The sequence below is a fragment of the Streptomyces sp. CLV115 genome, from assembly GCF_038448545.1.
In the GTDB taxonomy this organism is placed as follows: domain Bacteria; phylum Actinomycetota; class Actinomycetes; order Streptomycetales; family Streptomycetaceae; genus Streptomyces; species Streptomyces sanglieri.
The window spans coordinates 1-12,432 of the sequence record NZ_JBCEWQ010000211.1; the positions used below are offsets into that span (position 1 = coordinate 1).

The 12,432-nt window shown below is 70.7% G+C and carries 9 protein-coding genes and 2 pseudogenes; 4 read left to right on the forward strand and 7 right to left on the reverse strand.

What is annotated here, in order from left to right; genetic code table 11:
• Nucleotides 1-60 precede the first annotated feature (60 nt).
• The 3 genes and pseudogenes from AADR41_RS38410 to AADR41_RS38420 all read right to left on the reverse strand — a co-directional run bounded on the left by AADR41_RS38410 (nucleotide 61) and on the right by AADR41_RS38420 (nucleotide 2,254).
• A complete protein-coding gene (locus tag AADR41_RS38410) occupies nucleotides 61-795 on the reverse strand; it encodes an HNH endonuclease family protein (RefSeq protein WP_342286832.1) in 735 nt (244 codons plus the stop codon).
• 199 nt (nucleotides 796-994) lie between these two features.
• A pseudogene (locus AADR41_RS38415) lies at nucleotides 995-1,238 on the reverse strand (SDR family NAD(P)-dependent oxidoreductase); the annotation flags it as partial.
• A 149-nt stretch (nucleotides 1,239-1,387) separates the two neighbouring features.
• Entirely contained in the window at nucleotides 1,388-2,254 is an 867-nt protein-coding gene (locus AADR41_RS38420; protein ID WP_342286820.1) for an SCO6745 family protein, read from the reverse strand.
• A 106-nt stretch (nucleotides 2,255-2,360) separates the two neighbouring features.
• Between AADR41_RS38420 and AADR41_RS38425 the strand changes: the two genes are divergently transcribed.
• The 3 genes and pseudogenes from AADR41_RS38425 to AADR41_RS43050 form a co-directional block, all read left to right on the forward strand.
• On the forward strand, nucleotides 2,361-2,963 hold the full coding sequence (locus AADR41_RS38425; RefSeq protein WP_342286821.1) for a TetR/AcrR family transcriptional regulator: 603 nt from the start codon (nucleotides 2,361-2,363) through the stop codon (nucleotides 2,961-2,963).
• 73 nt (nucleotides 2,964-3,036) lie between these two features.
• The gene (locus AADR41_RS38430; protein ID WP_342286822.1) at nucleotides 3,037-4,476 is read left to right on the forward strand and encodes an ATP-binding protein; all 1,440 of its coding nucleotides are present in this window, start codon (nucleotides 3,037-3,039) and stop codon (nucleotides 4,474-4,476) included.
• Between the two features lie 74 nt (nucleotides 4,477-4,550).
• Nucleotides 4,551-4,670 (forward strand): annotated as a pseudogene (locus AADR41_RS43050) (TetR family transcriptional regulator); the annotation flags it as partial.
• A 178-nt stretch (nucleotides 4,671-4,848) separates the two neighbouring features.
• Here the strand turns inward: AADR41_RS43050 and AADR41_RS38440 are convergent.
• Genes AADR41_RS38440 through AADR41_RS38450 form a run of 3 tightly spaced genes read right to left on the reverse strand, consistent with a single transcriptional unit; the run spans nucleotide 4,849 to nucleotide 8,133 of the window.
• Nucleotides 4,849-6,726 (reverse strand): NACHT domain-containing protein, encoded by a 1,878-nt coding sequence (locus AADR41_RS38440; protein ID WP_342286823.1) that lies wholly within the window; start codon nucleotides 6,724-6,726, stop codon nucleotides 4,849-4,851.
• Nucleotides 6,727-6,784: 58 nt separating this feature from the next.
• On the reverse strand, nucleotides 6,785-7,564 hold the full coding sequence (locus AADR41_RS38445) for a GntR family transcriptional regulator (RefSeq protein WP_342286825.1): 780 nt from the start codon (nucleotides 7,562-7,564) through the stop codon (nucleotides 6,785-6,787).
• On the reverse strand, nucleotides 7,561-8,133 hold the full coding sequence (locus AADR41_RS38450) for a GntR family transcriptional regulator (RefSeq protein ID WP_446751185.1): 573 nt from the start codon (nucleotides 8,131-8,133) through the stop codon (nucleotides 7,561-7,563). The genes AADR41_RS38445 and AADR41_RS38450 overlap by 4 nt, the downstream gene beginning before the upstream one ends.
• A 116-nt stretch (nucleotides 8,134-8,249) precedes the next feature.
• Here AADR41_RS38450 and AADR41_RS38455 point away from each other — a divergent pair, with 116 nt between their 5' ends.
• Entirely contained in the window at nucleotides 8,250-8,642 is a 393-nt protein-coding gene (locus tag AADR41_RS38455) for an ATP-binding protein (RefSeq protein ID WP_342286829.1), read from the forward strand.
• 52 nt (nucleotides 8,643-8,694) lie between these two features.
• Here AADR41_RS38455 and mfd read toward each other — a convergent pair whose 3' ends face one another.
• The gene (gene mfd / locus AADR41_RS38460) at nucleotides 8,695-12,225 is read right to left on the reverse strand and encodes a transcription-repair coupling factor (protein WP_342286831.1); all 3,531 of its coding nucleotides are present in this window, start codon (nucleotides 12,223-12,225) and stop codon (nucleotides 8,695-8,697) included.
• Between the last annotated feature and the right edge of the window lie 207 nt (nucleotides 12,226-12,432).

Below are 12,432 nucleotides of genomic sequence, written 5' to 3' on the forward strand. Positions count from 1 at the left end.
GGCCACAGAACCCGCCCCGCCCCGGGGCGGGTTCTGCGTACTACCGCCCCGCCCCCGCGCTCAGCCGCCGCACTGCTCCAGCATCGCCGTCTTGTCGGCGGCGGTGACGGGAAGCCCGTACTTCAGGGACACCTGCGCGAACCGCACCGCGTACGAGCAGCGCACCGGCTTGTACGGCGGCAGCCAGGACGCCGGCCCCGAGTCGCGCTTGGCGTTGTTGGCCGGGCCGTCCACCGGGATGAGGTTGAGCGGATCGTTGGCGATCTGCTGCCGCTTGGCCTCGTTCCAGCGTGCGGCGCCCATCTGCCAGTCGTACGAGAGCGGCATGACGTGGTCGATCTGGACCTTGGTGGCCTGCTGCTTGCGCCAGTCGATGGTGGAGCCGGTGTACGGGTCCTTGAGGGTCATCGACACGACCACGCAGTCCGAACCGGACCGGTACTTCAGGTCCTTGCCGTCCCTGGCGAGGAGGTCGTTACGGGTGTCGCAGCCGTTCCTCGCGAGCGGTATCCCGTCGACCGAGTCCTTCCAGGCGTAGCCGAACTTGTCCCGCGCGTAACCGGTCTTCGGCCCCCGCCCCTTCGTCGCCACCTTCTCGATGACCTTCCGGCCGGCCGCCCGGTCCGCATCGGAGGTGAGCGGCGCGAGGCCCGGCTTCGTACCGTCGGCGTTGTCGAGCGGGCTGGCCCCGAATCCGGTGACGGCCTGCCCGCCACCGCCTCCTCCGGAGGGCGTGGGCTCCGGGTCACAGCCGGCCAGGGTCAGCACCGCCGCCACGCTGAGGGCGGGCAGCATCACTCGGTATGCGCGGGGAGATATCACTCGGAACCGTCCTGACGGGGAGAAAGCCGAACCCGGGAATCCTACGGAGGCCTTCCCCGCTGACGGGTGCTCATGGGCGCGCCGCCACCCCGATGCGGCCGGAATCACACCCTCCGCCCGTGGTCCGGGCCCTGCCCGTGGTTCGGCGCCCGCCCGTGGTCCGGCGCCCGGCTCAGGACCGCATGCCGCCGTCCACGCGCAGGACGGTGCCGGTCACGTAGGAGGCGCCGGTCGCTGAGCAGCCGGGCGGCGGCCTGGGCGGTCTCGTCCGGGTCGGCCGCGCGGCCCGGCGGGGTCCGGGCGTTGAGCTGCTCGATGATGCCGGGAGAGTCCGCCTCCCACTCGTGGACCATCTCGGTGAGCGTGGTGCCGGGCGCGATGGCGTCGACCCGGATGTTCTCCGGGCCGTAGTCGGCCGTCGGAACCCAGCATCTGGACGTACCCGGCCGAGGCACCCCGCCCGGACACCGCCCGCACGAGGGGCCCCCGCCCGAACACCACCCGCACGAGGCGCCCCGCCCGCATCACCACCCGCACGAGGCACCCCGGGACACCACCCGCGCCCTCACACCTTGCCGATGCCCAGCGTCGTTTCGGACGGCAGCAGCCCGGAGCCGATCACCGCCACCCACAACGTCCCCAGCAGCTCTACCAGCCGCTCCCGCTCCTCCCCGCCGAGCGCCCGCCAAGGTGCGGCGGCGGCCTCGTCCGTACGCCGCTCGACCTCGGCGCGCAACGCCCGCCCCGCCTCGGTCGCCGTCCCGCTCTCTGTCAACAGCCCGCGCTTCAGAAGCCGTTGACGAGCCTCTCGCCACTCCTCGTCGCTCCACCCCCGGCTCGCGAACACCTCCGGCCGCGCCGCACCGATGGCGGCGAAGGCGACCAGCGACTCGACCGGATCGAGACCGGCCCCGACGAGCGCGGCGAGATGGCCGTCGCCGCGGTGCTCGCGCAGAACCGTCGCCGCGTGCCAGAGCACGAGGTGCGGTTCGTCCGGCCAGGGCAGTGCGGCGTTGGCGGCGGCGAGCGGTCGGCCGTCCGTGTCGGCGGCCAGCGCGACGCGTCGCACGAGCGCGGCGGCCTCGGCCGTCTCCGGAGCGGCGACCGCCTCCCCCAACAGCGTCCGGTAGGCGCGGTCGACGGCCCGGCGCCGGGCAGCGAGTACGGCATCGGGCGAGGCGACGGACCAGACGGCGGGAACGTACTCCTCCACCATCGCCGGACTGAAGCTGTGGAAGGTCTCCGCGACCCGGCCGGCCCCGGCCTCCCCGAGCGGCGCGACACGCCAGGCGAAGTAGCTCGGCCAGCGCTCGTCGGTACGGAGGCCGAGCGCGGCGGCCTCCTCGAAGGACTCCGGCGCGTAGTACAGAACAGCGTGCAGGGGTTCCAGCAGGTGCCACATCCGACGCACCCGGCCCAGCTCCTCGGACATGTCTCCGCCTCCCGTAGCACCACTGATCTTGTCACTGACTAGTTCCCCAGGGTGCCCTTCGACCGCCGAACTTGTCAACGCCTAGATTCCGCGTAATCTCCTGCCCATGACCAGCGAGCGCACCTACCACCACGGCGACCTGCGGCGCGCCGTCCTCACCGCCGCACTCGACGTCATCCGCACCGAGGGGCCGGGGGCGCTGAGCCTGCGCGACCTGGCCCGCCGGGCGGGCGTCTCCCACGCGGCCCCCGCCCACCACTTCAAGGACCGCACGGGACTGCTCACCGCCATCGCGACGGAGGGGTACGAGCGGTTCGCCGACGCCCTGGCCGACGCCCCGGACCTGCGGGAGCGGGGCGTGCGGTACGTACGGTTCGCCGCCGACCACCCCGCCCACTTCCAGGTGATGTTCCAGCCGGACCTCTACCGCGCCGACGACCCCGGGCTGCTCGCCGCGAAGGACCGGGCCACCGCCGAGCTGCGCGCGGGCGTCACCGGCCTCCCCGCCACCGGACGGGGCGACGACCCCCGGCTCACGGGCGTGGCCGCCTGGTCCCTGGCCCACGGCTTCGCCACGCTGCTGCTGAGCGGCAACCTGGGCGGGGCGGTGGGCACCCGGGATCCCGAGACGGTGTTCAGGTCACTGGCGGAGTTGCTGTTCGCACCGGAGAGCGATCACCCCGGGCCGCACCAAGGGCACGGCGCTTAACATTCATCTACGTAAGTTACATCGATGTACCATTTACCCACGCACGCTTCCTCCAGTCCGGAAGGCAAGACGCATGGGCTTCTACGGCCGTCAACGCACGCTCGCCGATCTGGAGCGCCGCACACTGCGCATCCGGGAGTCCGGAACGGGACAGCTGCTCGCTGTGCGGGGCCGTCGGCAGGTGGGGAAATCCCGGCTCTTCACACGCTTCGTCGAGCAGTCGGGACTGCCCTACCTCTACTTCTCCGCAGTGAAGAACGCGCCGCCCGCCACCCAGCTTCAGACCCTCACCGCCGAGTTGCACACCTCGACGACCCCGCTCACCGACGCCGATTCCCTCTTCTCCGCTCCCCCCAGCGACTGGCGGGACGCACTGGGCAGAATCGCCGTCGCGTGCCGCAGCACCCCCTCCGTCGTCGTCATCGACGAGTTCCCATGGGCTGTCGCGGCAGACCCGACCCTGGAGGGGCAGCTCCAGAACGCCTGGGACCGCCGGCTGGAGAGCACCCCCGTTCTCTTTGTGCTGATCGGTTCCGACGTCGGAATGATGGAACGGCTGACCGAGCACGACAGGCCGCTCTACGGCCGGGCCAGGAGCACCACTGTCGCCCCCTTCGACCCCGCCGAATGCGCCGAGGCCCTGGGCAGTGGAGGGGACCCGTCGGCCGCTTTCGACACCGCGCTCATCACCGGGGGTTACCCGCGCCTCGTGCTGGACCGCGCTCGCGCGCGCAGCACCCGGGCTTTCGTGCACGAGCAACTCGGGGACGAGAACAGCGACCTGGCCGTGATGGGGCAGCGGTCCCTCGACGCCGAGTTTCCCGACGCGCAGCAGGCGCGGCGCGTCCTGTCCGCGATGGGGGGCGCCGACATCGGAGTCAGTACCTTCACCCAAGTCGTCGGAAGGCTTCCCGAGGAGGGGAGCACCGCGCACACGGCGGTCACCAGGGCCATAAAGGTGCTCGCCGACAAGGGGGTGGTCAGCGTCGACGTACCGGTGGGCGCGCCCTCGAACAGCAAGCTGCGGCGCTACCGCATCGACGACCCGTACCTGCGCTTCTGGTTCCGTTTCGTCGACGAACAGCAGGCCCACATCGCCCGTGGCCGGCCCGACATCGCCCGCGCCGCCTTCGACCGGGGCTGGCCGAGCTGGCGGGGCCGCGCCGTCGAGCCACTCGTCCAGGAGGCGGTGAACCGGCTCAGCCCGGAGCTGCCGGGGCTGGAGGACGCCGGACAGGTGGGGAGTTGGTGGAACCGTGACAACAGCCAGGAGTACGACATCGTTGTCCCCGCCGCCTCGGGGAAACGCACGCTCCTCCTCGGCTCGGTCAAGTGGCGTGAGGCCAAGCGCTTCAGCGCCCGCGAACTCGCGCACCTCGCCGAGGCACGATCCGTCGTACCGGGCGCGTCGGCGGCCCCGCTGCTGGCGGTGTGCCCGGCAGGGGTCGAGGACGGCGTACACCCGGATCTGACGCTCAGTCCTGCGGATCTGCTGGCCGCCTGGCGCGGGTGAGGAATGCGGGCGGCAGCCAGGATCCGATCCCTCCGCTTCAGGCCGGCGCAGTCGCCGATCCGGATCCCGTACCGCCTGAGTCTCTGGCACTACGTCGGCATGGCGACACAACTGCTCACACCTTCGGCGTCTCCCACGCGGCACCCGCACACCACTTCAAGGACCGCACGGGCCTGCTCACCGCCATCGCCGCCCGGTCGCCGGTCCACGGATTCGCCACGCTGCTGCTGAGCGGCAAGCTGGAGGGGTGGTGGGCGGCCGAGACCCGGAGGATGTGTTCCGGTCGCTCACGGAGTCGGTGTTCGCGTCGTCGGATGAGCGGTCGGCGCCGGACGGGCCGGAGCGGGGTGACGCGTGAGCCACTCCTGGAACTCACGATGCCGGAACTGGTAGGCGGCACCGGTCACCCGGATCAGCCCCGCCGTCCGGGACCACTCCAGGAAGCGGCTCAGTCGGAACGGCAGCCGTCGGCAGTTGACCAGCAGCCAGCACGTGTACATGGCCATGGAGCCGCACAAAGCACAGTAGAGCGACCCGAACATGGTGAAAAGTACGAGGTCGCCGGTCAGGCCAAGACCCGCAGCGCGGCTGAGGAACACCAGGACAGCCGCGGGCCACAGAACAATCAAGCATCGCCACGGTCATCGGCCCGTTCTCCATGCCACCGAATCGTTGAGGTGCTGCGACCCGCCACATCGCCAGAGGGGGCCAGATCGCGGTGACGCGTACCGCCCAGCACCCGCTCCCGTTCCATGCCAGCCGCATCCCCACCCGCCACAGCGGGCTGCCCCACGGGGGCAAGGCGAAGTCGGCGCGTCCCCACAGACTGATCTCGCTGGAACGCAGGTGTCGGAACCCGATGCCTCCCACCACGAGAAGGACAGCGGCCAGGCTCCAGGTCGTCGCATCCCTGTCCCCACCGGACAGCAGAAGCACCACCGGGACGAGCGCGAAGACCCCGACCAGAGAGGAATACAGCCGCCTCGCCCACACGGCCCCCGGGGAGTGGGCGAGTTCTGACAGCACCAGATCCGTCCCGCCACCGCCCCGCGCCCGAAGACCACGTGCGAGGGTGCCCAGCCACGCGTGCACATCCTCGGGTGCGTACCGGCTCCGTGTTCCGGCGACGGTGCGGGTGGACGAGGGGATGAAGTGGCCGAGGAGTACGTCGCCCACCTCCTCCTGCGTGGTGCATGTCAGAAGTTCGCCAGGGTCGTTGGCCTGCTCGTACGCCTTGGCCACGAGCACCAGCCGCCACGGCGTGGAGAGCGAACGGGCCAGCATGCCCTGAGGGCGGGCGCGCAACTCGTCAAGGACCGGGGCCCATACGGACTGACGGTAGGCCGCCCCCGCGCGACGCGACAGGAATCCCGCCGCCGCCTCGGCACTCACCGGATCGATCTCGACCCGCGCCGTGTCCAGCATCGGCCTTCCGGAGGCTTCGAGCACGTCGTAGAGATCCGTGCGGCACGTCAGGACGAGTGGCGCGGGTTCCAGGCCCTCCTGATAGTCGGCCAGGGCGTCCAGCGCGCCCTGGGCCCGTGACTCGGCGAGCGGGACTTCAGACCTGTCCATCTCGTCCAGACCGTCGATGACCGGGAGCACCAGTCCGGCGTCCACGAGCTGACCGGCGCGCTTCCACGATCTGCCGTAGTCGCGCACCAGATGTCTGACGACCCAGTCGCGGAAGCTCTCCTCTCGCTCCCAGTCCCCGAGCGCGATCAGCACCGGGACGGGGTCGCCATCCGCCCTGGCCTTGTTGAGCTCCGCCACGAAGGACCGGGCCAGCACCGATTTCCCGGCTCCCGGCCGGCCCGTTACCACCAGGCGCCGGGGCCTGAGGGCCTGGTAGTCGGCGACCAGACCATCCAATCGTCCGGCCGGCGCCAGCGGCAGTGCCGCGCCTCTGGCGTGTGCGTAGGGGCGGAATCGGTAAGTGATGTCCGCGACGACCCGATCCCCGCCCAGCACCCGGCGCGACAGCGGCTCCGCCAGCGCCACGGCCCGGCTCAGCTGTCGCGCCGCGGCCACATCGTCCACCACCGCACCGCCCCGCTGCGTCGCCCACACCTCGAACGCTGTCGCGACCAGCGTCAGGGCCGTGAGCAGCATCCCGGCGACACCCAAGCGGTCCGGCAGGCTCTCCGCGCCCTGCCCGGGGCGCAGGACGTACAGCAGGCAACAGGCCACCAGCACGCACGTCACCACGATCCAGCGATTGCGGGTTCTGCTCCCCGTACCCCTCTCCATGCGTCGCATCCTGCCTCACCGATCCGACAACCGGTCGAGCAAGCCCGCAACGGACCACTCACTCGGGGACGAACGCGTACTGCACCTCGTACAGATGGCCCGCCTTGACCATCACCGTCGCTTCGATGGGCCGGTCGCCGTCGCCATGGACGATGCGCAGGGTACGCAGTACCGGCAGGTCGCCGGGGAGTCGGAGCAGTCGGTACTGATCCTGGGTGGCGACACGCGCGGACACCCGGTCCACGCTGACCCGAGGTGGATGACCCAGTGCCGCGAGGAGGGTGGGCGTACCGCCGGCAATTCTGCGGCGTTCGGTGAGGGCGGTGCCGCGGGCGATGTCCAACGGGTAGTAGGAGGCGACGAGTTCCGCCGGTTCGTCGTTGATTGACAGCAACTGGTACCGGACGACCGCAGTACCACCCGGCTGAAGGTCCAGCGCCGCTGCGACGTCTGCCGGAGGCTTCTTCTCGGCCACCTCGATCAGCGTGCTGTGGGCACGTGCACCCGAGTTCGCCGCTTCACTCAGCCAACGGTAGGGCTCGCCGGACGGTGCCGGGGCCATGTACGCGGCCGGACGTATCGTCCGCTGCCGATGCTCGCGAACCGTCACCGACGCACCTGCGCGCCCAATGACCAATCCTTCGCCCTTGAGGAGCTGCAACGCCTTCTGCACGGTGGCGTTCGAAGCGGAGAACCGTGCCTTGAGTTGCGCGGTGGAGGGGAGACCGACTCCTGGCGCCAGGTCCCCGGACATGATCTCGTCGCGCAGATCCGCCGCGATCCGCTCATGCAGGGAGCGGCGGTCCGGTGTCTCGTCGTCCACTCTGGGCACAGTCATCCGATCCTGATCTCGTAGCGCAGTCTCTGCCCCCGCGGAGACATGACCATCACATCGGCCTGGATGGGGCGGTCATCCTCGCTCAGCGTGAGCCGTGTCAGTTCGAGCACCGGCTCACCAGCCTCCAGCGACAAGGCCGCCCTCTCGACCTCGGACGGCATGCGGGCTGCCACATCCTCTCGCGCCCGGACGCCGACATGGCCGAGATCGGCGAGCAGCCGGACAGCCCCTCCCCGGACCTTGCCCGTTTCCGCCAGCCCGGTTCCCCGAGCGATCTCCACCGGATAGTAGGTGTCGGTCAGCTCGCACGGCTCACCATCGAGGTACATGATTCGACGTCGCTCGACGACATGACCGCCACGCTCCACCAGGAGCAGGTCGGCCACCCTGTCGGGTGCAACCACCTCTCCCGCGTGCACGATCCGCTGGGTACCTCGTCGCCCTCCGGCCGCCGACTCGGCCCCCCAGACATCACCTTCACCCCCGACGGGTGGCGCCAGGTACCGGGCGGATGTGCTGCCCCTCACTTCACCCACGACCTTCTCCTTCGCGGCCGACGCCTGAGACACCCCGCCACTACACACGGTAGGCGAAGCATTCGATCCCCAAAAGGATACCTTGCTGCTTTTCGCGAATAGCAGTACGGTGTGCGCGTCATGCCCCACGAGCAAGGCGGTGGACCACCGTGTCTCTGTCGCAGCAACGGCACTTTCCCCGACGACGCACCTCTGTCGGTGCCTCACGCGACTTCGTCGCCGAAGTACTCACGGAGTGGCAGCTCACACCCTTGATCGAGGACATAAGGCTCTGCGTCTCGGAACTGGCGACCAATGCCCTGCTGCACGGCGTCCCGCCGGGAAGGGAGTTCGCCGTCCGCCTCCGCGCAACAGAGGATCTTGTGCGCCTGGAAGTGCGGGACAGCGGTGGCGGACGACCGGCGATCCAGCACGCGGAAGACGACTGCTGCTCGGGGCGCGGCTTATTCCTGGTCGATGAACTTGCCGCGGAGTTCGGCGTCGACCACCACATCGTCGGCAAGACCGTCTGGCTCGCGTTCAAGAGACCGGCCACCCTATGAAAAAGCTCGGCCCCGCCGGAAATCCGACGGGGCCGACACGGAAGCAGGCGGACTACGACCCCAGGATCGTAGTGAGGAACTCCCCCGTCCAGGCCAGCAGTTCACGCCCCACGACCGGCTTGCCGCCGACCCTGGCGGTGGTGGGGCGCGGGACGAGGATCTGGTGGACGGCGGGCTTGATGACCGTCTTCGGGTACAGGCGCTTCAGGCGCAGCTCCTGCGATTCGCGCAGCTCGACCGGGGCGAACCGGATGTTCGGGCCCTGCAGGACGATCTCGCCGACGCCGCAGGCGCGGGCCAGCATGCGCAGGCCGGCGACCAGGAGGAGGTTCTCGACCGGTTCGGGGAGCTTGCCGTAGCGGTCGGTGAGCTCCTCGCGGACGGCCCTGATGTCGTCCTCCGTGTTGGCGGAGGCGATGGCGCGGTACGCCTGGAGGCGCAGCCGCTCGCCGGGGGCGTAGTCGTGCGGGACGTGGGCGTCCACCGGGAGCTCGATCTTGACCTCCAGCGGCGGCTCCTCCTCCACGCCGCCTTCGAGGGAGGCCCGGTAGTCGGCGACCGCCTCGCCCACCATGCGTACGTACAGGTCGAAGCCGACGCCCGCGATGTGGCCGGACTGCTCGCCGCCCAGGAGGTTTCCGGCGCCGCGGATCTCCAGGTCCTTCATCGCCACGTACATGCCCGCGCCCATCTCGGTGTGCTGGGCGATCGTGGCGAGGCGTTCGTGGGCGGTCTCGGTGAGCGGCTTCTCCGGGGGGTAGAGGAAGTACGCGTAGCCGCGCTCGCGGCCACGGCCGACGCGGCCGCGCAGCTGGTGGAGCTGGGAGAGGCCGAAGTTGTCGCCGCGCTCCACGATCAGGGTGTTGGCGTTGGAGATGTCGATGCCGGACTCGACGATCGTGGTGGAGACCAGGACGTCGAACTTCTTCTCCCAGAAGTCCACCACCACCTGTTCCAGGGCCTGTTCGGACATCTGGCCGTGGGCCGTGGCGATCCGGGCCTCCGGGACGATCTCGCGGAGGCGGGCGGCGGCGCGGTCGATCGACTCGACCCGGTTGTGGATGTAGAACGCCTGGCCCTCGCGGAGCAGTTCGCGGCGGATGGCCGCGCCGATCTGCTTCTCCTCGTACGGGCCGACGAAGGTGAGGACCGGGTGGCGCTCCTCGGGCGGCGTGGTGATCGTCGACATCTCGCGGATGCCCGTCACGGCCATTTCGAGCGTACGGGGGATGGGCGTCGCGGACATGGTGAGGACGTCCACGTTGGCGCGGAGCTTCTTCAGCTGCTCCTTGTGCTCGACGCCGAAGCGCTGCTCCTCGTCGACGATGACCAGGCCCAGGTCCTTGAACCTGGTCTCGGAGGAGAACAGGCGGTGGGTGCCGATGACCAGGTCGACGGAGCCCTCGCGGAGCCCTTCGAGGGTCGCCTTGGACTCGGACTCGGACTGGAAGCGGCTGAGCGCCCGCACGTTGACCGGGAACTGGGAGTAGCGCTCGGTGAAGGTGCCGTAGTGCTGCTGGACCAGGAGGGTGGTCGGTACGAGGACGGCCACCTGCTTGCCGTCCTGGACCGCCTTGAACGCCGCCCGGACCGCGATCTCCGTCTTGCCGTAGCCGACGTCGCCGCAGATCAGCCGGTCCATCGGGACGGACTTCTCCATGTCCTCCTTGACCTCGGCGATGGTGGAGAGCTGGTCGGGCGTCTCCGCGTACGGGAAGGCGTCCTCCAGCTCGCGCTGCCAGGGGGTGTCGGGGCCGAAGACATGGCCGGGGGCCGCCATCCGGGCCGAGTAGAGCTTGATCAGGTCGGCGGCGATCTCCTTGACGGCCTTCTTGGCGCGCGCCTTGGTCTTCGTCCAGTCGGCTCCGCCGAGCCGGTGCAGGGTGGGTGCCTCGCCGCCGACGTACTTGGTGACCTGTTCCAGCTGGTCGGTCGGGATGTACAGCCGGTCGCCGGGCTGGCCGCGCTTGGCGGGGGCGTACTCGACGAGGAGGTACTCGCGGGTGGCGCCCTGCACGGTGCGCTGCACCATCTCGATGTACCGGCCCACGCCGTGCTGCTCGTGGACGATGTAGTCGCCGGTCTCCAGGGTCAGCGGGTCGATCGTCTTGCGGCGGCGGGCCGGCATCCGGCCCAGGTCCTTGGTGGCGGTGCGCTGGCCGGTGAGGTCGGTCTCGGTGAGCACGGCGAGCTTCAGCGCCGGGTCGACGAAGCCCTGGTCGATCGCGCCGCAGGAGACATGGACGAGGGACGGGGAGATCTCCGCCAGGTCCGGGTCGAAGCGGGCGGCGATGCCCTCGCCGCTCAGCACCTCGACGGTGCGGGAGGCGAGGCCCTGACCCTCGGTGACGTACACCGTGCGCCAGCCGTCGGCGATCCACCCCTTGGTGTCGGCGAGCGCGCGGGCGGTGTCGCCGCGGTACGCCTCCGGGGCGTGCATCGTGAGCTTGAGGGTGTCCTCGTCGAGCTCGTCGTCGGCGGCGAACGGGGAGACCGACCACCACATCATCCCCAGCTCACGGGCCCGGTCCCGGACGTCCGCGATGCCCCACAGCGAGGCCGCGCCCACGTCGATCGGGGCCTCGCCGCCGCCCGCGGTGGCCGCCCAGGACGCCTGGAGGAACTCCTGGCTGGTGGCGACCAGGTCGGCGGCCCTGGTGCGGACCCGCTCCGGGTCGCAGACCAGCGCCATCGCGCCCTCCGGCAGCACGTCGAGCAGCAGTTCCATGTCGTCGACCAGGGCCGGGGCGAGGGACTCCATGCCCTCCACCGCGATCCCCTCGGCGATCTTGTTGAGGAGTTCGCCCAGCTCGGGGTGGGCCTCGGCGAGCTCGGCGGCCCGCTCCCGCACCTCGTCGGTGAGCAGCAGCTCGCGGCAGGGCGGCGCCCACAGCCCGTGCTCGGCGATCTCCAGGGACCGCTGGTCGGCGATCTTGAAGTAACGGATCTCCTCGACGTCGTCGCCCCAGAACTCCACCCGAAGGGGGTGCTCCTCGGTCGGCGGGAAGACGTCCAGAATGCCGCCGCGTACGGCGAACTCGCCGCGCTTCTCGACCAGTTCGACCCGGGAGTACGCGGCCGCCGCGAGCGCCTCGACCGTCTTGCCGAGATCCGCGCTCTGCCCGATGCGCAGCGCCACCGGCTCCAGGTCGCCGAGCCCCTTGACCTGTGGCTGGAGCACGGAGCGGATCGGCGCGACGACGACGGAGACCGGCCCGGTCTCCGGGTCGTCCGCCCTCGGGTGCGCGAGGCGCCGCAGCACGGCGAGGCGGCGGCCCACGGTGTCCGAGCGGGGTGAGAGCCGCTCGTGCGGCAGGGTCTCCCAGGACGGGAACTCGGCAATCGTGTCCGGCGGCAGCAGGGTGCGCAGCGCAGCCGCCAGGTCCTCGGCCTCCCGGCCGGTCGCGGTGACGGCGAGCACGGTGCGCCCGGTCCGGCGGGCCAGCGCGGCGACGGCGAAGGGGCGGGCGGCCGGCGGGCCGACGAGGTCGACGTGCATCCGGTGGCCGTCGCCGGCGGCCTTCACCGCTTCGTCGAGCGCCGGATCACGTACGACGACATCCAGCAGACCGTGCAGGCTCATGAAGGGCTTCCGTCCGGTAACGAAGGGCAGGTCCCGACAGCCGGCTGCTGCCAGGGACGGGCAACGCGAAGGGCCCGACACGTATCACGGGCCGGGGTGAATCCAGCGTACGACGCCCGTACGACAGCCGCGCCCGCGCTCACCGCGCACGGGGCGCCGACGGGCCGGAAGCGGCCCTGGGGCGGGGGCGAGGCGATGGCTGGGGCG